We start from the raw sequence: 25236 nt of genomic DNA, 5'->3' as shown, positions 1-25236 counted from the left end.
AAGGAGGAACACAATTATGAATTTCCACCGTGAACCAAATGTGTTCGTTAGCCAGGTACATTTAAAGGTAGCTGATTTGAACAGGTCCATCACTTTTTATCAGCAAGTCATTGGATTTCAACTAATAGAGCAAACAGAAAACAAAGCGAGTTTATCAGCAGATGGAAAAACAGCGCTAGTAACGATTGAACAGCCTGAAAATATTCGCCCGAAACAGCCACGTACGACAGGTCTATATCATTTTGCCCTTTTGCTTCCTTCTCGTTCGGATTTGGCCAAAGTGATTGAACACTTTATTAAAATTGGCTATCCATTACAGGGAGCATCAGATCATCTAGTCAGTGAAGCTCTCTATTTAGCTGACCCAGATGGGAATGGAATAGAAATCTATGCGGACCGTCCATCAACAACATGGAAATGGAATCAAACCGAGGTAGTCATGTCGACTGAACGGTTGGATATTGAAAGCATTCTTGCTGAAGGGGATGGAAAGCCATGGAGCGGACTTCCTTCAGACACGATAATGGGACATATTCATTTACATGTTTCAGAATTACACAAAACAGAGGAATTTTATTGCAAAGGGCTTGGCTTTGATATTGTAACGAGATATGGAGGACAGGCGCTGTTTATTTCAACTGGCCGCTATCATCACCATATAGGATTAAATACGTGGAATGGCATAGGTGCCCCAGCCCCATCTGAGAACAGTGTAGGATTGAAAAATTTTACTCTTATTTACCCTAATGAGGAAACTAGAAAAGCTGCTGTTGCCAGTTTAGAAAAAATAGGGGCAGCTGTTTTTCAAGAAAACGGTCAATTTATGACGGAAGATCCCTCAGGGAATCGGATCCTGCTTAGCCTGTAGAATCAAAAATAGATAATTTTACACATTCTCCTCAAAATGTTATTTTATCAATTGGGGGAATATAAAATGAACATTACGGACGAAGCTCGGGACTTGCTAAAGCAAGTATTGCGGGATCAAAACTCTACGGGGATACGAATATACTTTGCAGGCTTTGGCTGAGGCGGACCCCAAATGGGAATGGCTCTGGATGAGCCTGATGCAGAGGACAAAGTATTAATTATTAATGGAATACAAGTTGCCATTGATCCACAATTGGAACATGATGTGAAGGAGCTTGTCATTGAGTATGATCGCGGAAGAAATGCGATTGTACTTAGTGGGAATGAAAGTGAAAATGCGTGTAATTAAACGAACATTCGAATAGCAAAAAATAACAGTCCAATCTTATATCAATTGGACTGTTATTTTTTTGCTGGGAGACTTTCCCCTCGCTTTAGGACTAAAAAAGATGTAATAAAACACTAGAAATAAAGAAAAAAATTTGTTATAAATTTAGGTTATTCTATCTTTTTTCTTAAAAAACCTAAATAATTCAATAAAAAAATTAAACCTCTTTCTCTTTTGAGATGGGTTTTTTTTATATTGACGTTTTGTATACAAATGTATACAATCGAAAGTGTGGTAGATTGTATACGAATGTATACAAAAAAGGAGGAGCTCAATTATGAGAAGTGATAAAATGAAGGAACATAAAAGAGAAGGTCACCACCGTGGTGAGCGTCACAGAGGAAAAGAGCGCGGACCCAAAACCTTTCGCAGAGGGAGAGCGATTGCCTTTTTAGAAATGATGAACCTCAAACGGGATACAATTAAGCAGCAATTAGAAAAACCAGAGTTTCAATCGATCAATCAAATTTTAGTAGGTGAATTAAAAGCCATTGATATGGTCATCAATGAATTTATGCAATTGTTTGAACTACATGAAAGTGAAGCAATAGAAGCTGCTGAAATAGACAATAAAGAGTCACTAGATCATGAGGAGAAAGGAATCAATTTGAATGAAACCAATTAATATGTATATCGATTCATTATTTCCTAATCAAGATCCTCTTTTGGATGAGGTCCTTTTATCGATAAAAGAAAATGGGATGCGCAATATCTCGGTATCCCCTGGATCCGGAAAACTTTTAACCATGCTTGTTTCTATTTCAGGAGCAAAAAATGTTCTAGAAATAGGAGCGCTAGGGGGCTATAGCGGCATTTGTCTTGCGAAAGGATTTGGTGGGGAAGGCCAGTTAACTTCACTTGAAATAAACGAGAGCTACGCAAAACTGGCATACAGCAACCTATCAAAAGCTGGTTTTGGTGAGCAAGTATCCTATATGACCGGCACTGCTATGAAAAGCCTGGAAAAATTAGCAGAAGACAATAAGCAATTTGATTTTTTCTTTATTGATGCTGACAAAGATAACTATGAGAATTATTTGGATTATTGCATTAGACTGGCTGAATCAGGTGCTATCATTGTTTCTGATAACGTTCTTGCTGGCGGCAGTGTGGCCGATGACGAGACGCCTCCTAAACGTCATACAGAATTGATGAAGAAATTCAATGAAACGGTAGCTAATCATCCTCAATTAGAATCCATTCTTGTTCCAATTGGTGATGGGATGACCATTTCAAAAGTAAAGTAATACATTTTAATCGAGCGGCTTGTTACAAGCCGATCAATAAAGAAAATGCTCAGAGTACAAGCTCCAAGCATTTTTCTATTTTTCGTGCTAGTGTATCGCTGATTTAAACTTGCTTCCATGTGCTTCTTGCGTATCCATAATCGTCGTAAAGGCATTTGTATCAATTTCACCGATGATCGTTTTCAGTTTAGAAATTTCTAAACGAGTAATGACGACATAAATGACTTCTTTCTCATTATCTTTAAATCCGCCTTTGCCTTTTAGTTTTGTTACTGTTCGTCCTAAGCGATCAATAATGGCATTGGAAATTTCCTCATAATGGTCAGAAACGATAATGACTGCTTTCGTATCTCCTTCAAGTCCTTGGACGACAGAATCAATCATTTTTGAAGCAATATAATAGGTAATGATTGAATACATCGCTTGTTCCCAGCCTAAAACAAAGCCTGCCCAGCCAAATACGAAAACATTAAAGAACATGACAAATTCACCAATTGAAAACGGAAGCTTCTTTGTCAATAATATACCTAGTATTTCAGTTCCGTCCAAAGCACCACCATGACGGATAACCATTCCAACCCCTGTTCCTAATAATAATCCGCCGAAAACAGTTGCTAATAACGGTTCGGTTGTAAAGGGAGTAATATGATGCAATTGAGGTTCAATGATAGCTAGTGCGACAATACCGAAAAGGGAGGAAAAGGCAAAGTTCTTTCCGATATTTTTATACCCTGAGTAGATAAAAGGGATATTAAATACGAAAACAAGGATCCCAAAACTAATGTCTGTTAGATGATTAATAAGAAGGGAGATCCCGATAATTCCGCCATCAATAATTGAATTTGGTATTAAAAAAAGTTCAATTGCCAATGCTGCCAGCGTTGCGCCGATTAGCAGCATAATGTAACGATAAATAATATGCAGCTTACTTTCCGATCGATGTTTCTTTTCCATCTTTCACCATCCTAATTTTTGACTCGAAAAAAATAATACCGTTTTAAAGCTGTTTTTTCAAATGATAACCCTTAGATTGTATGTAGTTTCCCAATCGTTCAACTGAAAATTTTATGATCCTTGAATATTTTTCTTGGATACTGGAAAAATACAATCCGAGGTGATTCTTTGAGGAAAATTAGATTTATATTAGTTTTGACCTTTTTCTTGATAATGATTAGTACGATTTCTGTTTTTGCACAAGAGGAAAAAGAAATGGATTGTGAACGAAAAAAAGATATTCGAAATAAGGAATTTAATGAACAGGTAATGAATGATATTTTTACAAGTTTTGGACATAAGTATGATGAAATTATTGATCAGAGTATGTATATAAATATGATTGACTTAATGAAATATACAGTTCTAACTGGAAAACAGGATAAGCAGCTTGAGCATTTAAAGGATCATATAGGCGGCGAATCTATAGGGGAAAAGAGAATTTATTTTTTCCATGGGGATCCGAATACTGCGTATGTTTTCTATAAAGACAAGGGTAACAATAACACAGTTATCCATTTAAAACGTGAAGAAAATGATTGGATAGTTCTTGATGAACAAGTGAAAAAGGGGAAGAAGATTCAGTATATCCGGGAAAAATGTGAGGATGATTACTTTATGAAGAGAATGTTTCATAATTTATATCCAGAATAGAAAAAGGTGCCGCAATGTTCCTGCACCTTTTTCTATTAGCAAATATTAATGAATCGATTTCTTCTTAAATCTCCCACCCCTGACCTCAGAAATATTGGCTACAGCTAGAAAGGCATTTGGGTCCAGTTCTTCGACAATTGATTTTAACTTTGCTTCTTCCAATCGGGTAATGACACAAAAAATAACTTTTTTATCGTCACCGGTGTAAGCACCCTCTCCGTTTAAATAGGTAACACCACGACCAAGTCTTGCCAAAATGGCATCCCCAATTAATTTATGCTCTTCACTTATGATCCAAGCCGATTTTGATTCATCAAGTCCTTGGATAACCACATCTATTGTTTTGAAAGCAATAAAGTAGGCGAGCACAGAATACATCGCTCGATTCCAGCCAAATACAAAACCAGCGGATGCAAAGATGAAAATATTAAAAAACATGATAATTTCTCCTACTGAGAATGGGAGCCTTTTATTAACAATGATGGCAAGAATTTCAGTCCCATCGAGGGATCCGCCATAGCGGATAACGATTCCAACGCCAGTCCCTAGAATGATTCCTCCAAATACAGTAGCTAGAAGGGGATCTTTTGTAAATACCGGAACATCGTGAAGAAGAATGGTAGAAACAGAAAGGACGGCAATCCCTAATAAGGTGGATAAGGCAAAGGTCTTGCCAATCTGTTTGTATCCAATATAGAAGAAGGGGATATTTAAAATGAAGATAAACAAGCCAAGTTTCACATGTGTTAAATGAGATAAAATAATAGAAATGCCCACAATCCCGCCATCTAATATTTTGTTTGGAACTAAGAACTCCTCAATTCCAACACCCATTAATATAGAGCCAAGAATAATAAAGAAGATGCTCTTTATTAGCTTAGTTTTTGTTAAGCCTTTATGAACGGTTTGGATGACTGCATGTTCTGTTGATGGTTCAATCATATGGTTTCCCCCAATTACTTATTCTTGTATGACAAGAACTACTCTTGTCAATTTAGCACTCATTTATTCCTTCTATTATAACATTTTTTCAATTATTTCTTATAAAGAGAAGCTTATTAAATGTCAAAAATATCACAAAAGTAATAGTGAAATGGTAATATATTTTACTTTAAAGAAGGAATTTTGTAATAATATGTAGAACTTTTAACCTATAAACTACTAAAAAATAGGAGTGGTGAATAATGCAAAAACAATTGAATGTATTAATTTGTGATGATTCTGCACTTATTAGAAAAAAGCTTAAAAATATATTAGAAGTTTGTAAATGTCATTCGATAGAGGAAGCGGAAGATGGAATTGCAGCCATCCAAAAGGCAAAGGAAATGAAGCCAGATTTGATTTTCATGGACATTGTCATGCCGGGCAAGGATGGAATTGAAGCTTTAGAAGAGATCATGAACGAAGACCCTGCTTTAAAGGTCGTTATGGCGTCATCTGCTGGAACACAGTCTCATCTGAAAAAAGCACTTGATCTAGGTGCATATGATTTTATTCAGAAGCCAATCACACTAGAAGCTGTAACAGCCATTATAGAGAAGGTTATCAAAGGGGAAAAGGGGGAAAACGCACATGTTTAGCCAATATTTTGGGCATTACTTATTAAATAATGGGCTAATTACTGCCCACCAGCTGAAGCATGCACTTGACCTCCAAAAAACAACACATGTAAAGTTCGGCGTCATTGCTGTTGATGAAGGCTTGCTTACCTCAAAACAAGTAGAAGAAATCCATGAAAAACAAAAGCAGCAGGATAAACGATTCGGGGAAATTGCCGTGGACCTTGGATTTTTAACGAAAGAACAAGTGGATCTCATGCTATCATCACAAAAGAAAAACCATTTATATTTAGCACAAGCAGTTGTAGACCAAAACTATATGACGATTGAAGAATTCACGAATGCTCTCAATGAATACAAAAGAATACATAGTTTATCTAATGAAAAATTTGAAGCGATTAAGAGCGGTGATATTGATGCGATCGTTGAAAGCCTCCTTCATACGAATCATCCAGAAAAAGAGGGGTATGCCGAATATGTATCTTTATTTGTTAAAAATATCGTTCGGTTTATCGATGATGAAGTATATGTAGAGGCAAGTGAGGAAAAAAATGCAGACGCTGAATGGCTCGTTTCTCAAGAAATAATAGGGGAAAAACCATTATGGTCTGCCCTTGCAGCAGATGAAAAAGTATTTTTAGAAATCGCCTCCGTATTTGCAGAGGAGAAATTAACAGAAGCAGATGAACTAGCCCAAGCATCAGTCAGTGAGTTTTTAAATTTACATAATGGCATCTTTCTAGTGAATATGTCTAACAAAGGAACCGAATTAGAGATGAAACCGCAAAAGGTAGATCATGATTCTATTGTTTCTGTTCATAAGGAAAATAGCTTATGTATATCCATCAACACTTCAAAAGGAAAGTTCCAGCTCATTCTTTCACACTCGCCAGAAAATGTGATAATTTCTGATAAACGAAAAGAAAACCAAACGGTATAATCCTTTGAAAAGCTGTCCATTTGCTGGACAGCTTTTCCTATGTAATAATTCAAATAAACAGAATACATATTAAAATTGACTGTATATCCTCCTTTTTGCTAAAATGATGAACATTATATTAGACTCATATTTACCTGTATATGTTCAGTAATATGGACTGGACGTTTCTACCGAGCTGCCGTAAATAGCTTGACTACATGGGAAAAAGTGCGTTGCTATTCTAGTAAACTAGAAAGCAATCCATTCTCTTATGTAAAATTTGGCAGCTTCGCTTATAGCGGAGCTTTTTTATTTATATCGCTTCGGTAAATACTAGTATCAGGCAGTCATTTTCAAATAAGGGGATACTTCAATGTCACAATTTTTTCAGTTCCTGCAAAGAGGGACAACGTATAAACAAGAGACAATCGCTGGTTTTACAACTTTTTTATCCATGGCTTATATATTAATTGTTAATCCGATTATTTTAAGTCAAGCAGGTATGGATAAAGGGGCAGTTTTTACTGCGACAGCTTTATCGATTATTATTGGTTCTTTATTGATAGGCATATTAGCAAATTACCCGATTGGCATTGGTCCAAGTATGGGCTTGAACTCTTTCTTTACCTTTTCCGTATGCATCGGGATGGGCATTCCGTGGCAGACTGCATTAACAGGTGTTTTTGTATCAGGTATTCTATTTGTCATTCTGAGTTTGCTTAAGATCCGCGAAAAAATCATCAACGTGATTCCAAAAGATTTAAAGCATGCGATTGGAGCCGGAATTGGGTTTTTTATTGCGTTTATTGGACTGAAAAATGCAGGCATCGTTGTCGGGAGTGATGCTACATTCGTATCGCTCGGCAATTTAAAGTCACCCGCAACTTTACTTGCCATCTTTTGCTTTATCCTTACCATTATTTTAATGGTGAGAAACATAAAAGGGGCTATTTTCTTAGGGATGGCCATCTCTTCCATAATCGGAATGGTCGTAGGTGTGATTGATACACCGGAAAAAATGATCGGTGCCATTCCAAGCATGGCACCTACATTCGGTGAGGTTTTTTCACATCTTGATCAAATATTTACGCCTGAAATGATTGCCGTTATTTTTACTTTTTTATTTGTTGCTTTTTTTGACACAGCTGGTGCTTTGATTGCGATTGCAAGCCAGGCAGGGTTAATGAAGAATAATGAGATTCCGAATGCGGGAAAGGCGCTGCTTGCAGATTCAAGTGCGACAGTAGTTGGAGCGGTGCTAGGAACCTCAACAACAGCAGCAATGATTGAGTCAAATGCTGGGATTGCGGCAGGTGGGAGAACTGGATTTACTTCCATTATTATCTCTGCTTGTTTTGGGGTGGCTCTATTCTTTTCACCATTACTAGGTGTCGTTACTGCTGAAGTAACTTCTCCTGCCCTCATTATTGTTGGTGCTTTAATGGCAATGGAAGTGAAACAAATCGATTGGAGCAAGCTTGAAATTGCTGTTCCGGCATTTGTAACAATCTTAATGATGCCATTAACATATAGTGTGGCTACAGGCATTGCGTTAGGCTTTATTCTCTACCCTGTTACCATGCTTGCTTTAGGGAAAGTGAAAGCCATTCATCCGATTATGTATGGTTTATGTATCGCATTTATTGCTTATTTCATCTATCTATCCTGATTAGTAAGGCTGTCCATTCCCTGGACAGCCTTTTAGTATAGAAAAAATCACCGTAATGGATACAACGGAAGTATGAAGGAAAAGTCAGTTCTTCATATCCTCTTTTATTTTTCCCATTAAAACTTTCATTTCTTCATGTAATTTTCCTTTATCAAGATGGAGGCTCTTCTTAATATCTTGAAAGGATTGGCCGTTCTTTTTCATTTTGATGAGCTCTTCCATGTCTTTACCACTCGCCTTTGCCATCGCTGCACCGCCAACGATAAACCTTAGTGGAATGCCTTCATTAACCCAGCTTTTGATTTGTGTTTCTGTTTTTCCAGTATATTCAGCTACATTTTCAATGACGTCTTCTTTATGTTCTTCAAGGAATTTTTCCTTTTGCTCATGGCATTGTTTCTTTAGCTTCTCCATATCTAACCCGTAATGTGCAGCTGTTTTCTCCCAGGAAGAATCGCTTTCTTTATATGTTTTAAGTACATCATCAATCTTCTTATCAGCAAATTTTGCGATGTGAGCTGCTTTAAGGATTTCCTTTTTTGTATAGCCCTGATCTATGAGCCGCTGAAAATCAGCTTCATTCATAAAATGGCGGTGAGGATTCTCCTGTTGTTTTCCTTCCTCTGCATTTGTCAATTGAGGTGCTTGATTAAATCCCGAGCCTAATAGCAGGAAACTTAATGCACAAACGATCATTGAAAGTTTCTTCATTATTATGCACTCCTTCTTTTTTGTGGTAGACTTGTCCCGGTTATTAGCATATCCAAAAATAGAAAACACATGAGGAAAAAATTGGGACTTTTATTAAAAAGTTATTTTAATTGAAAAATGAATGACAGTTCGATTAAATAGAGTAAATAGCAGTTTTTAGTTAGGGATGGTGTAAGATGAAAATTCTTGTCGTTGAAGATAATGAAAGTGTTTGTTCCATGTTAGAAATGTTTTTTATGAAGGAAGGGTATGAAGGCGAATTTGTGCATAATGGTCAGGATGGATTTGACCGTTTTAATAAAGGGAAATGGGATTTAATTATTGTTGATTGGATGCTTCCGATTATGGATGGGGTCACGCTATGCCGGAAAATCAGAGATTTGAGTCAGGTGCCGATTATTATGCTGACAGCAAAGGACAGTGAATCCGATCAAGTGCTTGGTCTTGAAATGGGGGCAGATGATTATGTGACGAAGCCATTTAGCCCATTAACATTAATGGCAAGAATTAAGGCCGTCACACGCCGCTATCAAATGGAAGCAGCGGAGAAGGAAGACGGAAATATGATTTCCAGTCAATATTTTCAGATTAGCAAGGATTCAAGAGAGGTTTCCTTTAAAGGGCAAATTCTTTCTAATTTAACGCCAAAGGAATTTGATTTACTTTATTATTTCGTGAAAAATCCGAAGCAGGTTTTTTCCAGGGAGCAATTATTGGACCGTGTGTGGGGTTATGAATTTTATGGAGATGAGCGGACAGTCGATGTACATATTAAGAGATTAAGAAGAAAAATTGGCACACCTGCTCAGCCATTTATCCAAACGGTATGGGGAATCGGCTATAAATTTGATGAAACGGAAGTTAAGAATGAAGATTAAGTTTTTTTATCAAATTCTTATAAGTCATATCAGCATTCTCATTCTAGCCTTTCTTATTTTAAGCTTTTCCTTTTCACAGTTCGTTGAAAACTATATCTTTCAAAACAAAGTGGAGGAATTGGATGATTACGGGGAACAAATATTAAAAGATTTAACTGTAAGACTAGAGGGAACGGAAAGTTTTTTAGAAGAATATAGCCAGATACTGAAAACAAGGCATATTCAATATATTCTTTTTAACTATGAAGGGAATGTCATTTATCCGCAATTACAAAGTGCACCCTTAATAAAGTTAACGGAGTCTGAGTGGAAGACCATTTCAAAAGGCAATCGGGTATCAGTGAAGCATGATATTAAACGATTTGGTCAGGAAGTGACGTATGTTGCTTTGCCATTCATGCAAGGCGATCGCTTAGCGGGAGGGGTTTTGCTGTTATCGCCTATTACAGGGGCGATGGATATGATTCGGCAATTAAACCGGTTTTTATTGTATACGATTGTGATTTCCTTATCAGCATCCATTTTGATCAGTCTGATTTTATCTAAAAGCATTATTAGGAGAATCAAAAACTTCCGCAATGCGACATCAATGATATCAGCAGGAAATTATGATGTGCATGTCAAAGATACAAATCCGGATGAAATTGGTCAATTGGCAACAGATTTCAATGAAATGGCTGCGAAGCTGAAAGAATCGAATGAAGAAATTGAACGGTTGGAAAATAGACGAAGAAAGTTCATTGCGGATGTTTCTCATGAAATGAGGACTCCATTAACAACGATTAGCGGACTTGCAGAAGGAATTAAAGATCAGTTGATTCCTGAAGGGGATATTGAAAAAGGAATGATCCTCATTGATCGAGAGGCGAAAAGGCTGATACGTCTTGTCAATGAAAATCTTGATTATGAAAAAATTCGATCCAATCAACTGAAATTAAACAAAATAGAAATTGAATTAACCGAGATACTTGAGGTAGTGGAGGAACAGCTTGTTTTACAGGCAGGGGAAAAAAATAATCAGATCGTGATTGAATGTGACGAGGGGATTACGGTTTTTGCTGATTATGACCGCCTCATTCAAATAATTGTCAATATCGTTAAGAATGCCATTCAATTCACTGACAGTGGGATGATTACTTTAAGAGGAAAGGTAGGAGAGAATGAGACAATTATTGAAATAGAGGATACGGGTGAAGGAATCGATCCTGAGGAAATTGAATCGATCTGGCTCCGGTTTTATAAAGCAGATCTATCGAGGACAAACCAAGCATATGGGGAGTTTGGGATTGGGCTTTCTATTGTTAAACAATTAGTCCAATTACATGATGGAGAAATTGAAGTAAGCAGTGAAAAAAGGGAAGGAACGAAATTTACCATCCGTCTCCCAAAGATTAAATAGGAATAATGAAACACCCCAGCCTTATGGAGAAAAGGCTGGGGTGTTTCAAAAGATAAGGAAGTTTAACTACCTTTTTGTCTGAGAATTGTCTAGCGCAAGCGTCCTATCGCCTATCAAACTTCGGGTCTCCTCCGCAACGATTGCGTCATCATCGGTTCACTTACGCTCACCGTGTTTCCTTTATCTCAGTCGCAGTCCCTCCAGTTTGTACGGCGATGATCAAGGCGCTTGCGCATAGGTTAACTTATACAACTTGTGTTTCAGTTATCGGCAGTGTTTGCGACTGCTGCTCATTTTCTTGTACACGTGTGACTTCAACGTATTTAATGTGATGATCTTCCATATCGATAATTTTAAAAGCATAGGAGTCAAGGTAAATCGTATCTCCCTGCTTTGCTTCGTAATTCTCCGTTAGGATCCAGCCGCCGATTGTATCAACGTCTTCATCGTCGATATCAATTCCTAGCAGGTCACTTACTTCACTTACTAGAATTTTCGAATCAAAGATATAGTGCCCCTCTTTAATTTTGCGAACTTCAGGGATTTCATCCATATCGAATTCGTCACGTATTTCACCAACAATTTCTTCAAGAATATCTTCTACTGTCACGAGTCCAGAAGTGCCGCCATATTCATCCATCAAGATAGCCATATGAATCCTTTCCTTTTGCATTTTTAGGAGAAGATCATGGACTGGAATGGTATCAATGACACGGATAATCGGACGTGTATAAGAATCAAGCGTATTTGTTGTGATTTCTCTATTCTTAATCAGGTCAGTCATAACTTCTTTAATATTCACCAATCCGATGATATGGTCTTTATCTCCATCAATGATTGGATAGCGTGTAAATTTTTCCTCATACACAGTCTGTAAAAAGCTTTCAAGTGTATCGTCTTTTGAGAATGAAACAATCTCAGTTCGAGGCACCATAATTTCTTTTGCAATTCGGTTATCAAACTCAAAAATTTTATTTACATACTTAAACTCTGATTGGTTGATTTCGCCACTTTCATAGCTTTCTGACAAGATGATTCGAAGTTCTTCTTCTGAATGGGCCAACTCGTGTTCGGAAGCAGGCTTTAGGCCGAATAAACCTGTTAGGAATCGTGCAGATCCGTTTAATGCCCAGATGAAAGGATACATAATTTTGTAGAACAAAATCAATGGGCGAGCGGTGATCAACGTTACTAACTCTGCTTTTTGAATGGCAAGTGTTTTTGGTGCCAGCTCTCCGACAACCACGTGCAGAAAAGTAATAAAAGCAAAAGCAATCCCAATGGAAAGAATATGTGATGCTGAACTTGGAATGTCAAGTTGCGAGAAAACCGGACGCAGCATATGTGCAATTGTTGGTTCCCCAAGCCACCCAATTCCTAGTGCAGTTATTGTTATTCCTAATTGGCAAGCAGATAAATACTCATCCAAATGACTAATCACTTTCTTTGCTGGTATTGCACTTTTATTGCCTTCTTCAATTAACTGGTCAATTCTTGAACTTCTAATCTTTACAATAGCAAATTCTGAAGTTACAAAAAATGCTGTCAAAGCAATTAAAATGGCTATAATAACCAAGTTTAATATGTCCAAATAAGTTCCCTTAGCCCGAGTAACGGGTAAGGTGTCACCTCCTGATAATTTAAAAAATGTGTTAACTCGTTAAGCTTACAAGGGATTTGATTAATGTTGAGCCTTCCATATTGAGTTTTCTTGATAAATCACTGATCTGTTCCTTATCAAGATGATTAATAAGCGGCAATAATACAGCTATTTCGTTATGGAGCTGCTTGATTTGCTTAGTAACCAAATCAATTTGTTTTTCAACATCCCCAGTGTGCATGTCTGTTTTGGACTTTAATTCTAGCTTTCTCTTAATCTCATCTAATGGAATATGCATAAGTTTGCATTCTTCAATAAATCGTAAGTCTGAAAGAACGTCCTCAGAGTAGATTCGATAGTTTGACTTTGTACGCTCCGCTTGAATAAGTCCGATATTTGTATAGTAATCAATGGTTCTTTTGGATACATTAGCTATAGTTGCTAATTCGCCAATACGATAAACTGCCCCATCTTATCACCCCAGTTTAATGTATTTATACATATTATATGTTAGTTCAAACCATACAGTCAAACGTAGCAGTTTGATAATATGAATTACTTCCATATTTATTCCTGACTATGTGCGAATATGAGTGAGAACCAATAGAATAAATTAGAGGGATTGCTGCTTTGGAAGAACAATTCCCTCATTATTATAATTCAAGATGTGATTTCTTTTTCCTTTTTTACTTCAATATAGGAGATGTGATGACCTTCAATTTCTTTAATAATAAATTCAAACCCGTCTTGAATGATGGAATCCCCTTGTTCTAAATCAAATTTTTGGGTAAGAATCCAGCCTCCAAGCGTATCCACTTCATCTTCGTTTAAATCTGTTCCGAGCAAGTCATTTGTTTCTGAAATAAGGAGCTTTGCATCTAAAATATAATGATCCTGCCCCATTTTTTGAACAAAGGGGAGTTCATCTGCATCAAATTCATCGCGAATCTCCCCAACGATTTCTTCGAGAATATCCTCTGCAGTAACTAATCCAGCCGTCCCCCCATACTCATCAAATAAAATCGCCATGTGAGAGCGTTCTTTTTGCATTTTCACAAGGAGGTCATGGATAGGAATCGTCTCAATTACTCGTATGATGGGTTTAATATACTGAACAACCGGCTTTTCATCCTCACATTTTTTTCTAATACAATCTGTCAGTATTTCCTTTACATTAATTAATCCGAGAATATTATCCTTATCTCCACCAGTTACCGGATATCTTGTATATCGCTCATTCATAATAATTTCCAGTACTTCTGAAAGAGTCGCGTCCTCTTCTAGGCTGATAATTTCTGTTCGGGGAACCATAATTTCCTTCGCAATCCGATTATCAAATTCAAAGATCCTGTTGACATACTTATATTCGGATTGGTTAATTTCCCCGCTTTTTAAGCTTTCAGAAAGAATAATTCGAAGTTCTTCTTCAGATAGGGCTATTTCTTGTTCAGAAACAGGCTTTAACCCAAATAATCCAGTTACATATCTTGCTGAACCATTTAAAGCCCAGATGAATGGAAACATAATTTTATAAAACCAGATTAATGGAACGGAAAAGGTTAGTGTAATTTCCTCTGCTTTTTGAATCGCAAATGTTTTTGGCGCGAGCTCACCAATCACGACATGCAGAAAGGTAACCACAGAGAAAGCGATGATGAAAGATAGGACTTGGGTTAAAGATGGCTGCAGTTCCAGTTTGTCAAACAGAGGATGCAATATCCTTTCAACAGTTGGTTCACCAAGCCATCCTAACCCTAAGGCTGTAATGGTAATTCCAAGCTGACAGGCAGATAAATATTCATCAAGATTTGTGACTACTTTTCTTGCCGACTGTGCCCGGACATTTCCTTCTGCAATTAATTGATCAATTCGGGATGAACGCACTTTTACCATCGCAAATTCGGATGCAACAAAAAAAGCCGTCAAAGTAATTAATAAAATGAGTAAAAAAATATTTAAAGCCATAATTATTTCCTTACAAATAATGTAAGGAGCGTTCACCTCCTATAAAATGTACTTTTCCCTTAAATTTATCTTTTTAGTAATTTTGCTTACCATAAAAAAAGGCTCCTAGAAACGGAGCTATCTTTTCTTAGCCTTAAAAGTGCTTATATATTAATTTTCCCAATCTCGTGCTAGCATGCCGTAGACGGCTAAATCATGATAATGATCATATAGAAATTCACCGTCTCGAATGATGCCTTCTTGAATAAATCCTAATCTTTCTGGAATCGCGCGGCTCTTCGAATTGCCAATCCCACAGCGTATTTCCACACGATTGAGATTAAGATCTAAGAAGGCATAGTTGAGAAGTGCTTGAACACTCCTAGTCATGATTCCTTTCCCTTCATAGCCACTTGCCAAATAATAGCCGATGCTCGTTTGCCTGCTATTCCAGTCGATTTGATGAAAGCCTATAGAACCGACAAGAGTCCCTTTATAGCGAATTCCAGCATTAAACCCGTTGTTATTCATAAACTGCTTTAGCCATGTTGGAATAATAGAATGATACTGACTAGGCGAAGACATACTATCAACCCATGGCAGCCATTCCCTTAAATGATTGCGATTTGAGTCTACCAAATGATAAAGCTCTTCTGAATGATGTAATTGAAATAATTGCAGTTCAATTTCTTGGTCAACTTTTAACGTAAACATAAACAACTCTCCTATTCTGCATGAATTATTTCTATATAATAAATGGTAATTCAGAATAAGTACACAGAATTTTTGAAAAAGGAAAAAAACAAGAGGCCGACTCAATATGGGATGAGCCAGCCTCGTTTTATTTTTTGTCAGCAATCGGAAGGGTAATTGTAAATACAGTTAAATCTGCTTGTGTTTCACATGCTAATCTTCCTTTATGCTTTTCAATGATTTCTCTGCAAACGAATAGTCCTAACCCCGTTCCAAGTTTTTTAGTTGTTACAAATGGTTCAAATATAGACTGTACAAGATGCTCTGGAATCATTGGACCGTTATTAGCGATTTCCAGCTTGATCCATTTGTTATCTGTCGTGTAACTCTTTATATCTATTAACGGATGTTTTGTATTCGGATTCAGTACATCGATGGCATTAAAGACAATATTTATTAGCACTTGGCGAATTTCGTCGGCATAACCAAATAGGTTAATATCTTCTTCTAAATTTTTCTGGATCTTTACTTTTCCATCTAAAATACTTGGATATAAAAATATGAGCACTTCCTCTATCAGCTCATTTAAGGAAAAGGCTGTTTTTTCCTTGCCGATTAATTCTTTTTTCGAAAGCAGGAGGAACTGAGAAATGCGAAAATTTAACTGCTCTAATTCAATTGAAATAATATCCAAATATTTCATGTTTGGGTATTCTGATTTAAGCAGTTGAATAAAGCCTTGTACAGAAGTGAGCGGATTTCGGAATTCATGGATAAAACTGGAAGTCATCTGCCCTAGTAATGTTAATCGATCCTTATGACTCGTATCGATAAATTTAGTTTTTTCCTCGATAATTTGATTTTTTGCGTCGCTATAATAGGTGACAGAGAAGTAAAGAAATTGGTCTAGACAATCATGAATACGTTCTGAATAGGCTTGAAGCTCTTGCCAGCTTATATCCATTTTTTTTAAATGTTTTTGAAAGATTGACCGCCCTAAATTTACATTGTGGACAAACTCACCAATATTCATTCCTGCTTTCACTCGCTGATCTGCAATAGAAATAGAAAACTTGCGAATAACCCCATCTAAATTCTCTTTTTCCCTCGTAAGACTTTGAATGACAAGATAAAAAATAACTTCTCCATTTTCCTCCATTCGATCCTCATAAGGATCTTCTGGGGAGACGAGAATATTCTTTCTCCATTCATTCAATAATTGAATTTTTTCCCTCTGTAAAAATTCAACAACAGTTTCACTTATTCTCGTTACCATATTAACCTCCAGACTAGTTAAATAACCTATCATTCATATAAACTTCGCTATATTTTGCAAATTTCCTTTGTCGAAAAAGTACGAATAAAAAAACAGTACTTCGAGACTACACTGACCCTGTCGAAAAGGAAACAAAAAGGTATGTGATTTTTATCGCAGAATTTATAAAAAAAACTTGGTATAAATAAAGATAATCATTCTCAATTGAATTAATAGAAGAAATCAGGTGGACTTCGTGCTTGGGAAATTAAAAAAAGGTGAAAAGTGCAGGATTCTCGATATTTCTCGGATTGATCTTTTAGTCCGGAGGAGATTGCTTGATTTAGGAATAACTGAAGGTACTGAAGTGTGTATTAAATGCTATATGCCGTTTGGCGGCCCAATTATGGTTGAATCTTGCGGTCAATGTATTGGGATACGCAGAGTAGAAGCCGTCCAAATTGAAGTGGAGAGACTATAATGGATATCGCTCTAATCGGTAACCCTAATACTGGAAAAACATCACTCTTTAATATCCTTACAGGTTCGTATGAGTATGTAGGAAACTGGAGTGGAGTTACAGTTGAAAAGAAGGTTGGTCAATTTAAAAATAAGAAAGATAAGTTAATAGACTTGCCAGGAATCTATTCATTAAACCCTTTATCGAAGGATGAAGGAGTTGTGACACAATTTCTCTTATCAGAGCATGTAGATAAAATGATCAATATACTCGATGCGTCACAATTGGAACGAAACCTACATTTAACGATCCAGCTATTGGAGTATGGGAAACCTGTAGTTATTGGGCTTAATATGGTAGATGTTGCTCTGAAACGTGGCCTTCAGATTGAACCAAATCATCTATCGAATCAAATAGGCATTCCTCTCACACCTGTTATTGCAAGAACAGGGAAGGGATGCGACCTGTTAGCTGAAGCTGTAACAAGTGAGAGGATGTCTGAACCAAATGCAAGGATTGTCAATTATGGAATAGAAATAGAAGAAGCCATTTTACGATTTGAACAATTATTAGACAATAAATCGAGTCGATCCGCAAGATGGCTTGCTTTGCAGATGTTTGAGGGAAACCAATATGTAAAAAAATATGTTGAAAATTATATAGAATCTGAGAAGCTCGATCAGTTTTTAGTTGAAATCAAAGATACGGTGAAAAGGAGCACCGGTGTCTCTATCGATCAATTTATATTTCAAAAGAGGAAAGAAACCATTGATCAAATCATGGCTGATGCGTATATCAAGCGGGAACAAATTAAAACGCCATTATCAGAAAAAATTGATGCGATTGTAACGAATAAAATCCTTGGCCTGCCAATTTTCTTTCTGCTCATGTATTTAATGTTTATGCTAACCTTTGATTGGCTTGGATTTCCATTATCAGATTTGCTGGATGCGTTCATAACAGGAACCTTGTCTAATACGATTGAAAATCTATTAAATGCTGCCGGTGCCTCTGCTTTTATCCATTCATTAATTCTTGATGGGATTGTAGCCGGGGTTGGAGGCGTTCTTGTTTTTGTTCCACAAATCTTTATTTTATTCTTTTTCATTTCACTCCTTGAAGACTCAGGCTATATGGCAAGAGTTGCCCTTGTTATGGATCGTCTGATGGAGGCGGTAGGGTTAAACGGGAAGGCGTTTATTCCGATGATGATTGGGTTCGGCTGTAATGTACCTGGAATTATGGCGGCTAGAACAATTGAGACGCCAAAGGAAAGACTGTTAACTATTCTATTAACTCCCTTAATGTCTTGTTCCGCACGATTACCTGTGTATGCACTGTTTGTGGGTGCATTTTTTGTGCAGCAAAAGGCCTTTATCGTTCTATCCTTATATATATTAGGGATTGTTGTGGCCTTAGTTTTAGCGAAGCTATTTTCATCTACTATTTTAAAAGGCGAAACTTCTTTCTTTGTTATTGAATTGCCGCCATACCGTCTGCCGCAATTTCAAGCTTTGTGGAGAAGCACATGGGATAAGGGGAAGGGATTTGTAAAAAAAGCAGGCACCTTTATTTTTGCCGGTTCTGTATTCATTTGGCTTTTATCTTACATAGGACCAGGTGGTACGGATGTTGCTTTAGATGATAGTTATTTAGCAGCAATTGGCGGATTCATTGCACCGCTTTTTGAACCCATTGGATTTAATACATGGCAGGCTGGAGCTTCTCTTATAACAGGATTTTTGGCAAAAGAGGCAATTATTTCGACAATGAACATTATTTATTTTGTTCCAGATGAAGCGAGTCTGCAAGGATTGCTGTCAGATTACTTCACTCCTCTGGCAGGCTACAGCTTTATGGTTTTCATCCTATTATATATTCCTTGCCTGGCAACAGTGGCAACGATTTATAAAGAAACAGGTTCGAAAAAGTGGACAGCATTTTCTATGGGCTATGCACTTATTATCGCTTATTTGTTAGCTCTTATTATTTACCAAGGCGGTAGGCTGTTAGGATTTATGTAATTCACTTTTACCATGAGTTTGGAGTGAGTAAGATGATCGTTAACATTTTCATTGGCGGAGTTATTTTTGGGTATGCCAGCTGGTCCTTAGTAAAATTTATTAAAAAATCAAAGCAAGGAAAGTGTGCAGGATGTTCGACAAAGAATTCCTGTTCAAGCTCCTGTCATTCAATATCTGATGTCCCATTAAAGAAGTGAATTTTTGCATATAAAACTGTTGTCGCTTCTGACAGCAGTTTTTTTAAATTTGCTATGTTTACTGTTGCTCTTTTATAATTATATTAAAGTGTAATAATACACAAAAAGAATAACATAAAGGGAATGAAGTGAGCCTTGACACGTGATGAAATTATTTCTAAAGTAACGGAGAAAATACGCCTGATCCGTACGGAAGCAGGATATACACAAGATAAAATGGCAGAAATCATTGGAATTTCAAAAAAAACACTTGTTCAAATTGAAAAGGGGCGAGTGGATGCTGGATGGTCTACGGTTGTCGTTGTATGTGCTCTGTTTAGGGAAACGGAAACGGTACGATTTTTGTTTGGGGATGAACCGTTAGAAGTGTTGGAAACAATTGCTCGCGAAGGGATAGACTACCGCAGGGAAAAAACAATGGGCGGGAAAATCTGGTGGAAGGAAATTGACCGGAAGAATGGACTGCTATTACAGCAAAATATCATTAGTCAGCACTTTCGAATTATTGATGAGGATCATTTTCGCATTTATAGCAGTTTTGATGAAGCTTCGTCAAAGGAACGTTTTACGGAATTAGTTGTTGAGCAGGAAAAAAATAAGTGAAGAATTTTTCATAAAAAAATTGAACGAATCATGCACATAAACGTCTAATCATTGAAACAATAATTGCGGAAATGGGATGATGGAAAGAGAGGAATAGAAGCCATGGAAGAGGGAGAGCTAATAAGAAGCGCAAAAAGTGGAGATAAAAGCGCTTTTGCCATGCTTTTTCATCAAAATTATTCCTTCTTGGTCAAGTATTTAATGAAAGTAACGATGAATCCTGATACAGCAGAGGAGCTTGCCCAGGAGACAATGGCGAGATGTATTGAGAAAATCCATTTATATCAGGGGAAATCAAAATTTTCCTCCTGGCTCATCTCTATCGCGACAAATTTATATATCGACCAGCAGCGGAAAAAGAAAAGAGAAAAAAATTGGCAGCAGCAAGAAGAAATTTACAGGAAGCTGAAGTGGCAGCTCGAAAGCAGGAACGAAGAATGGACAGATGCCTTATCTGCACTAGGCAAACTGGCTGATGATGTTCGTATACCAATTATTTTAAAACATTATTACGGGTATTCTTATGATGAAATTGGCGAGATGATGAAGCTTTCTTCAGGGACAATTAAGTCAAGGGTTCATAATGGAATCCTTGCTGTTAGAAAGGAGCTGAGGCTAAATGGATGAACGGAAAGAGGAAATAGAAAAGGAAAATTTAGATGAAAGCTTCTTTACGACTATTAAAGAAATTGAAGTCGGCTTGGAATCAGTAGAGCAATATGCACCAGTCTATACACCAAATCTAGAATGGTTTGAAAACATGGTGGTGGAAAAGAAACAGCAATTAAGAAAAAAATTAATTTTCGATGTATCCATTTTTTCTATTGTTGCCCTCCTAGTTTTAAGTGTAGTCCTATTTACGTTATATAATATTCCAGTAGTTTTCTTTGCTTTACAAGGATTGGTGGCTATTTTTATAATTGGTTACTTTTCAATCCGACTTATTAAGCAGGTGAAAGAAACATGAATGAAGAGATTACGGTTCCATTACTCATCATTGTTGCTGTCATTCTGATAAGTCAAAGCATCTATCTGTTCATACATGCAAGGAAATATGGCCATAATTATTGGTTTTGGGGCATCGTCGGTCTTATTCAGGCACCGATGCCGACTCTTGCTTATCTCATCTTCGTACGAAAAGTATTTCATAAAAAGAATCCTGAAGGAATGACGGAGTAATGGGTATAATCAAGCGGATATTTCTTCTTGTAGCTGGTGTTGGACAAATTCTTGCAATCATCTTGCTATTCATCAATTTGAAGGCAGCAGTTATTCTTTATCTCGTCTATATTTTATTGATAGTTGGTATTGTCATCTTATTATTAATTGAACGTATAAAAGAGAAAGAGGTGGACGATCGAAATGATTATCGTAACTACTGAATCTGTACATGGAAAAGAAATTAAAGAATTAATAGGCTTTGTTAGGGGAAGTACCGTTCAAACAAAGCATATCGGTAAAGACATCTTAGCTGGATTAAAAACGATTGTCGGCGGGGAAATTGGCGAGTATACAGAAATGATGGATGAGGCAAGACAGAAAGCAATTGGTCGTATGGCTGAGGATGCCAAAGCCAAAGGGGCAAATGCCATAGTTAGCATGCGTTTGCAAACATCTGCAGTCATGCAAAATGCAGCTGAAATTATTGCCTATGGAACGGCTGTCGTTGTAGAATAGATGGGATTTAAAACGAGAAAATATATTTATTAAAAGTTCATAAAGTTTTCACTATCCTGTCACAGAATGCAACGAGTCCTCCTTAACTTGTGTGGTACTTTTAAAGTATAAATTGCATTTGTTAGGAGGCTTCAAAATGGAATTATTAACTGTTACTTTTGCTATTGCCAGTGTCATGGTACTAGCTTACTTTGTTGGATATACAATCATTCATCACTAAAACTGCTTGCTATATGCAAAGCAGTTTTTTTTTATGAAAAAAAGCTAAACAATGCCAGAAGTTTTTCGATGAACAATAATTGTTGGCAAAAGAGGGAATAGATTATAAAGATAGTATCTTTGTGTTGTTTAGCTTGTGACACGCAAGTATTTCTAGAAGGAGGATGGCAATGACTAAGTTTCGGATTGAAAGAGATACATTTGGGGAGATAAAAGTCCCTGCAGAAAAATATTGGGGAGCCCAGACAGAAAGAAGCAAGCAAAATTTTAAAATTGGCTCTGAAAAGATGCCGATGGAAGTCATTTATGCACTGGCAAAAATTAAAAAAGCTGCAGCAGCTGTTAACTACAAGCTTGGAAAGTTAGACGAAGGAAAGAAGGCTGCAATGATCGAAGCAGCTGAAGAAATCATACAAGGGAAATTTGATGATCATTTTCCGCTTGCAGTCTGGCAGACAGGAAGCGGGACACAAACAAATATGAATGTAAATGAAGTGATTGCAAGAAGGGCAAATGAACAAATGAATGAAGAGGATTCTAAAGTTCATCCGAATGACGATGTGAATATGTCTCAAAGCTCTAATGATACCTTTCCAACAGCAATGCATATTGCTGCCTATATGGAAGTTGCTCGGAAATTAATCCCTTCACTTCGAGCGTTGAAAGAAACGATTCAAACGAAGGAAGAAGCATACAAGCATATCATAAAAATAGGTCGAACACATTTGCAAGATGCAACCCCATTAACATTAGGGCAGGAGATCAGCGGCTGGAGAGCCATGCTTGATAAAAATGAACGAATGCTAACAGATGCCATTGTCTATTTGCTTGATTTGGCAATTGGCGGAACAGCGGTTGGAACAGGAATTAATGCTGATCCAATGTTTGGGGATGAGGCAGCAAAGGAAATTGCTGCCCAAACTGGATTTCCTTTTCGATCCTCTGCTAATAAATTCCAAGCTTTGACAAGTCACGATGAAATTGTTTACGTCCATGGGGCATTAAAAGCATTAGCGGCTGATTTAATGAAAATTGCGAATGATGTCAGGTGGCTTGCAAGTGGACCTAGAAGCGGAATCGGCGAACTTTCCATTCCAGCAAATGAGCCGGGCAGTTCGATCATGCCAGGGAAGGTTAATCCAACACAAAGTGAGGCACTAACAATGGTAGCTAGTCAAGTATTTGGAAATGATGCGACAATTGGCTTTGCTGCAAGCCAGGGGAATTTTGAATTAAATGTGTTTAAGCCAGTAATTATTTATAATTTCATTCAAAGTGTACAGTTATTAACGGATGGAATAAATTCCTTTAATGATAATTGTATGAAAGGCTTGGAAGCAAATGAAGAGATGATCAATGAACATGTGGACCGCTCTCTCATGCTTGTTACTGCCTTAAATCCGCATATTGGCTATGAAAAAGCGGCGGAAATAGCAAAGCTTGCTTTTAAGGAACATACGACTTTAAAAGAAGCAGCACTGAAAACAGGTTATATTTCAAGTGAACAATATGATGAATGGGTTAATCCTAAAAAGATGATTTAAGAAATAAATGGCCCCCTAATGAAGGGGGCCAAGCCATATGCTATTTAATTGTTCATTAATTATGATTGAAATTTGCCTGCCATTTGTTGTTGAGCGGATTGAACAAGTCGCTTTGTAATCTCTCCACCAACAGAACCATTTGCACGAGATGTTGTATCCGCACCTAGGTTTACACCAAATTCATTGGCGATTTCGTACTTCATTTGATCGAGTGCTTGCGCTACTCCAGGTACTAATAATTGGTTTGAGGAATTGCTGTTTGATTGGTTTGCCATTCTGTCTTCATCTCCTCATAAATTTTTTTGGGTTATGGCTGGGTTATCCGGAATTGCACCGGTACAAGCTTTCTTGCTACCACTTAATGGTCTAACCCATTGATGTTAGTAGGTTGAAGCGGTTGTTGCTGTGTGTACTCTCTATTATGTTTGGTTTTTCACTTTAATATTCCAATATTCTTAATGGGAATTGTTTCCTAATGATTATTACATAACAAATGAGATAGAAACGAACGTTAAGAGTGTAGTGTCAAAAGGGTTTTCATTAAATGAATGATGGAGCTGATCTTATGGCTATTTGTCCAATATGTAATGGATTTGAAGAAATGAAGGCGAATTGCTCTTCGTGTGGAAATGAATTAATCGATAGCGGGAGAATTATGGACTATTATGATGATTACAGTGCTTATATGCCCATTGATCAAATGAAAATGGAAGATGGCTACCCAAATGATTATAAGGACAAGGAGTGCCCTCATCTATTAAAATGCACCGTTTGCGGGAATGAAGAGGTGAGCTTGATTAAAGAATGAGTAAAAAAAGAAACCCGTTGCTGCCAAAAAGTACCGGGTTTCCTTGAATTTAGCCTATCAAACATCCACTTTAAAAGGTGGTTCTTCCTGCTTAAGCTTGCGAGCTTCTTCAATATTTGACTGTCCTCCCCTTATGTGAACAGAACCTCTAGCCATACCTTCATTGATTATGCGGTCAACATCCAAAAAGACCTTGTCTCTGCCTTCATGATGAGAGTCTTCTTTAAACTTGTCCTTATGCAATGTAAATGCCTCCTTTTCGTGTTACTTTACTCAAGAAAGCAGCAAAAAATACAAGGAACTCTAATGGTCATATACATGAAAAAGCATGAGCTCATGAATTTGTTCAATCAGCCTAATTTCATCCTCAGCACTTGGGATCTGTGAAGTCCATTCGATCTGCCCATTTTGATGGTAAATCCCATGAAACTTTTGCTTATTAAAGTAAAAGGAGATATTCCATCCAGGTATTTCTGTATTAGCATATAATTTTTTGTACTGAAAGTGTGTGAGCATTTCCCTTCCTCCTTTCTATTATTTTACCTGTTCTTCTTTATTAACCCAACAACATTTAATTCATGTTTTTTTTCTTTTTAAAAGGGGAAAAGATATATTGTACGGTTAGACAAATAATATCTAGCTCCAGCACCTAGCCCCTCGAGGTCATAAGCCAAGCCCCCAAAAAAGGAAAAGGGCACCTTTTCGTGAAACTTGTCTTATGCTTGTCGGGGCTGAACAAGGCGCTTACGCTTTTAAATAAGGAGGGACAAGTGACATGAAACGTGGCAATTTAGCAATGACTGCTTTGGCACTCGGGGCTGCCTATTTGATGAGAAATGGCAAAGCAAGAGAAAAATTAAAAAATCAATTCCAAGCACTTGGAGGTCCTTCGAAAAGAAGAAGTTAAATGGGGAATGCCCGGTAG

33 protein-coding genes, 1 pseudogene and 1 riboswitch are annotated in these 25236 nt (G+C 37.1%); of the genes and pseudogenes, 22 read left to right on the top strand and 12 right to left on the bottom strand.

Annotated elements, in window-relative coordinates; translation table 11 throughout:
* Nucleotides 1–16: 16 nt before the first annotated feature.
* From FI644_RS01320 to FI644_RS01310, 4 genes are all read left to right on the top strand, one after another.
* Nucleotides 17–868: a VOC family protein gene (locus FI644_RS01320; protein ID WP_053475104.1), complete on the top strand. Its 852-nt coding sequence runs from the start codon at nucleotides 17–19 to the stop codon at nucleotides 866–868.
* Nucleotides 869–1042: 174 nt separating this feature from the next.
* Nucleotides 1043–1219, top strand: coding sequence for a hypothetical protein (locus tag FI644_RS26155; RefSeq protein ID WP_156319093.1), 177 nt, complete (start codon nucleotides 1043–1045; stop codon nucleotides 1217–1219).
* A 316-nt stretch (nucleotides 1220–1535) separates the two neighbouring features.
* On the top strand, nucleotides 1536–1883 hold the full coding sequence (locus tag FI644_RS01315) for a hypothetical protein (RefSeq protein WP_053475105.1): 348 nt from the start codon (nucleotides 1536–1538) through the stop codon (nucleotides 1881–1883).
* Entirely contained in the window at nucleotides 1870–2505 is a 636-nt protein-coding gene (locus FI644_RS01310; protein WP_053475106.1) for an O-methyltransferase, read from the top strand. Before FI644_RS01315 ends, FI644_RS01310 begins: the two co-directional genes overlap by 14 nt.
* A gap of 87 nt (nucleotides 2506–2592) precedes the next feature.
* Here FI644_RS01310 and FI644_RS01305 read toward each other — a convergent pair whose 3' ends face one another.
* Nucleotides 2593–3459, bottom strand: a complete 867-nt coding sequence (locus FI644_RS01305) for a YitT family protein (protein ID WP_053475107.1) — start codon at nucleotides 3457–3459, stop codon at nucleotides 2593–2595.
* Nucleotides 3460–3714: 255 nt separating this feature from the next.
* Between FI644_RS01305 and FI644_RS01300 the strand changes: the two genes are divergently transcribed.
* Nucleotides 3715–4152, top strand: a complete 438-nt coding sequence (locus FI644_RS01300; RefSeq protein ID WP_142107876.1) for a hypothetical protein — start codon at nucleotides 3715–3717, stop codon at nucleotides 4150–4152.
* Between the two features lie 45 nt (nucleotides 4153–4197).
* On the opposite strand, the gene FI644_RS01295 is transcribed toward FI644_RS01300, so the two are convergent.
* Nucleotides 4198–5094 carry a YitT family protein gene (locus FI644_RS01295; RefSeq protein WP_053475109.1) on the bottom strand — a complete coding sequence of 299 codons (897 nt, stop codon included), beginning with the start codon at nucleotides 5092–5094 and terminating at the stop codon, nucleotides 4198–4200.
* Between the two features lie 242 nt (nucleotides 5095–5336).
* Here FI644_RS01295 and FI644_RS01290 point away from each other — a divergent pair, with 242 nt between their 5' ends.
* The 3 genes from FI644_RS01290 to FI644_RS01280 all read left to right on the top strand — a co-directional run bounded on the left by FI644_RS01290 (nucleotide 5337) and on the right by FI644_RS01280 (nucleotide 8299).
* Nucleotides 5337–5732, top strand: a complete 396-nt coding sequence (locus tag FI644_RS01290; protein WP_053475110.1) for a response regulator — start codon at nucleotides 5337–5339, stop codon at nucleotides 5730–5732.
* Nucleotides 5725–6651 (top strand): cyclic di-GMP-binding domain-containing protein, MshE-related, encoded by a 927-nt coding sequence (locus FI644_RS01285; RefSeq protein WP_053475111.1) that lies wholly within the window; start codon nucleotides 5725–5727, stop codon nucleotides 6649–6651. Before FI644_RS01290 ends, FI644_RS01285 begins: the two co-directional genes overlap by 8 nt.
* Nucleotides 6652–6765: 114 nt before the next feature.
* Nucleotides 6766–6867, top strand: a riboswitch (purine riboswitch).
* A 136-nt stretch (nucleotides 6868–7003) separates the two neighbouring features.
* Nucleotides 7004–8299 carry an NCS2 family permease gene (locus FI644_RS01280; protein WP_053475112.1) on the top strand — a complete coding sequence of 432 codons (1296 nt, stop codon included), beginning with the start codon at nucleotides 7004–7006 and terminating at the stop codon, nucleotides 8297–8299.
* Between the two features lie 84 nt (nucleotides 8300–8383).
* Here FI644_RS01280 and FI644_RS01275 read toward each other — a convergent pair whose 3' ends face one another.
* A complete protein-coding gene (locus tag FI644_RS01275) occupies nucleotides 8384–9010 on the bottom strand; it encodes a hypothetical protein (protein WP_053475113.1) in 627 nt (208 codons plus the stop codon).
* Between the two features lie 176 nt (nucleotides 9011–9186).
* On the opposite strand from FI644_RS01275, the gene FI644_RS01270 reads away from it, so the two are divergent.
* On the top strand, nucleotides 9187–9888 hold the full coding sequence (locus FI644_RS01270) for a response regulator transcription factor (RefSeq protein WP_053475114.1): 702 nt from the start codon (nucleotides 9187–9189) through the stop codon (nucleotides 9886–9888).
* Nucleotides 9878–11287, top strand: coding sequence for an ATP-binding protein (locus FI644_RS01265; RefSeq protein ID WP_053475115.1), 1410 nt, complete (start codon nucleotides 9878–9880; stop codon nucleotides 11285–11287). The genes FI644_RS01270 and FI644_RS01265 overlap by 11 nt, the downstream gene beginning before the upstream one ends.
* A 244-nt stretch (nucleotides 11288–11531) precedes the next feature.
* Here the strand turns inward: FI644_RS01265 and FI644_RS01260 are convergent, their stop codons facing one another.
* From FI644_RS01260 to FI644_RS01240, 6 genes and pseudogenes are all read right to left on the bottom strand, one after another.
* Nucleotides 11532–12878, bottom strand: a complete 1347-nt coding sequence (locus tag FI644_RS01260) for a hemolysin family protein (protein ID WP_053475116.1) — start codon at nucleotides 12876–12878, stop codon at nucleotides 11532–11534.
* 61 nt (nucleotides 12879–12939) lie between these two features.
* Complete coding sequence (locus tag FI644_RS26675; RefSeq protein ID WP_053475117.1) at nucleotides 12940–13185, bottom strand: MerR family transcriptional regulator; 246 nt, start codon at nucleotides 13183–13185, stop codon at nucleotides 12940–12942.
* 21 nt (nucleotides 13186–13206) lie between these two features.
* A pseudogene (locus FI644_RS26670) lies at nucleotides 13207–13299 on the bottom strand (MerR family transcriptional regulator); the annotation flags it as partial.
* 248 nt (nucleotides 13300–13547) lie between these two features.
* Nucleotides 13548–14852, bottom strand: a complete 1305-nt coding sequence (locus FI644_RS01250) for a hemolysin family protein (RefSeq protein ID WP_380000152.1) — start codon at nucleotides 14850–14852, stop codon at nucleotides 13548–13550.
* 150 nt (nucleotides 14853–15002) lie between these two features.
* A complete protein-coding gene (locus FI644_RS01245) occupies nucleotides 15003–15545 on the bottom strand; it encodes a GNAT family N-acetyltransferase (RefSeq protein ID WP_053475118.1) in 543 nt (180 codons plus the stop codon).
* 127 nt (nucleotides 15546–15672) lie between these two features.
* On the bottom strand, nucleotides 15673–16800 hold the full coding sequence (locus FI644_RS01240) for a histidine kinase N-terminal domain-containing protein (RefSeq protein ID WP_053475119.1): 1128 nt from the start codon (nucleotides 16798–16800) through the stop codon (nucleotides 15673–15675).
* Nucleotides 16801–17035: 235 nt separating this feature from the next.
* Here FI644_RS01240 and FI644_RS01235 point away from each other — a divergent pair, with 235 nt between their 5' ends.
* The 10 genes from FI644_RS01235 (at nucleotide 17036) to fumC (ending at nucleotide 23503) form a co-directional block, all read left to right on the top strand.
* Nucleotides 17036–17260, top strand: a complete 225-nt coding sequence (locus FI644_RS01235; RefSeq protein WP_053475120.1) for a FeoA family protein — start codon at nucleotides 17036–17038, stop codon at nucleotides 17258–17260.
* On the top strand, nucleotides 17260–19263 hold the full coding sequence (gene feoB, locus FI644_RS01230) for a ferrous iron transport protein B (protein ID WP_142107875.1): 2004 nt from the start codon (nucleotides 17260–17262) through the stop codon (nucleotides 19261–19263). Before FI644_RS01235 ends, feoB begins: the two co-directional genes overlap by 1 nt.
* Nucleotides 19264–19295: 32 nt before the next feature.
* Nucleotides 19296–19460, top strand: a complete 165-nt coding sequence (locus tag FI644_RS01225) for a FeoB-associated Cys-rich membrane protein (protein ID WP_053475122.1) — start codon at nucleotides 19296–19298, stop codon at nucleotides 19458–19460.
* A gap of 135 nt (nucleotides 19461–19595) precedes the next feature.
* On the top strand, nucleotides 19596–20063 hold the full coding sequence (locus FI644_RS01220) for a helix-turn-helix transcriptional regulator (protein WP_053475123.1): 468 nt from the start codon (nucleotides 19596–19598) through the stop codon (nucleotides 20061–20063).
* Nucleotides 20064–20165: 102 nt separating this feature from the next.
* Complete coding sequence (gene sigY, locus FI644_RS01215; RefSeq protein ID WP_053475124.1) at nucleotides 20166–20690, top strand: RNA polymerase sigma factor SigY; 525 nt, start codon at nucleotides 20166–20168, stop codon at nucleotides 20688–20690.
* Entirely contained in the window at nucleotides 20683–21030 is a 348-nt protein-coding gene (locus FI644_RS01210; RefSeq protein ID WP_053475125.1) for a YxlC family protein, read from the top strand. Before sigY ends, FI644_RS01210 begins: the two co-directional genes overlap by 8 nt.
* Nucleotides 21027–21242 (top strand): sigma-Y antisigma factor component, encoded by a 216-nt coding sequence (locus FI644_RS01205; RefSeq protein ID WP_142107874.1) that lies wholly within the window; start codon nucleotides 21027–21029, stop codon nucleotides 21240–21242. The genes FI644_RS01210 and FI644_RS01205 overlap by 4 nt, the downstream gene beginning before the upstream one ends.
* Nucleotides 21242–21445, top strand: a complete 204-nt coding sequence (locus FI644_RS01200; protein ID WP_142107873.1) for a hypothetical protein — start codon at nucleotides 21242–21244, stop codon at nucleotides 21443–21445. The genes FI644_RS01205 and FI644_RS01200 overlap by 1 nt, the downstream gene beginning before the upstream one ends.
* A complete protein-coding gene (locus tag FI644_RS01195; RefSeq protein ID WP_053475128.1) occupies nucleotides 21426–21740 on the top strand; it encodes a YbjQ family protein in 315 nt (104 codons plus the stop codon). Before FI644_RS01200 ends, FI644_RS01195 begins: the two co-directional genes overlap by 20 nt.
* 389 nt (nucleotides 21741–22129) lie before the next feature.
* Nucleotides 22130–23503, top strand: coding sequence for a class II fumarate hydratase (gene fumC / locus FI644_RS01190; RefSeq protein WP_056683394.1), 1374 nt, complete (start codon nucleotides 22130–22132; stop codon nucleotides 23501–23503).
* A 59-nt stretch (nucleotides 23504–23562) separates the two neighbouring features.
* Here fumC and FI644_RS01185 read toward each other — a convergent pair whose 3' ends face one another.
* The gene (locus tag FI644_RS01185) at nucleotides 23563–23778 is read right to left on the bottom strand and encodes an alpha/beta-type small acid-soluble spore protein (protein WP_053475130.1); all 216 of its coding nucleotides are present in this window, start codon (nucleotides 23776–23778) and stop codon (nucleotides 23563–23565) included.
* A gap of 269 nt (nucleotides 23779–24047) precedes the next feature.
* Between FI644_RS01185 and FI644_RS01180 the strand changes: the two genes are divergently transcribed.
* Nucleotides 24048–24311 (top strand): hypothetical protein, encoded by a 264-nt coding sequence (locus FI644_RS01180; protein ID WP_380000142.1) that lies wholly within the window; start codon nucleotides 24048–24050, stop codon nucleotides 24309–24311.
* Nucleotides 24312–24368: 57 nt separating this feature from the next.
* Here the strand turns inward: FI644_RS01180 and FI644_RS01175 are convergent, their stop codons facing one another.
* A complete protein-coding gene (locus tag FI644_RS01175; protein WP_053475131.1) occupies nucleotides 24369–24554 on the bottom strand; it encodes a hypothetical protein in 186 nt (61 codons plus the stop codon).
* Nucleotides 24555–24614: 60 nt separating this feature from the next.
* Nucleotides 24615–24827 carry a YheE family protein gene (locus FI644_RS01170; RefSeq protein WP_053475132.1) on the bottom strand — a complete coding sequence of 71 codons (213 nt, stop codon included), beginning with the start codon at nucleotides 24825–24827 and terminating at the stop codon, nucleotides 24615–24617.
* Nucleotides 24828–25086: 259 nt separating this feature from the next.
* Between FI644_RS01170 and FI644_RS27070 the strand changes: the two genes are divergently transcribed.
* Nucleotides 25087–25218, top strand: a complete 132-nt coding sequence (locus tag FI644_RS27070; RefSeq protein WP_256376276.1) for a hypothetical protein — start codon at nucleotides 25087–25089, stop codon at nucleotides 25216–25218.
* Nucleotides 25219–25236 lie beyond the last annotated feature (18 nt).

Origin of the sequence: Cytobacillus solani (assembly GCF_006704205.1) — a bacterium.
Classification (GTDB): Bacteria; Bacillota; Bacilli; order Bacillales; family Cytobacillaceae; genus Cytobacillus; species Cytobacillus solani.
This window is presented reverse-complemented; position numbering and strand designations above follow the sequence as displayed.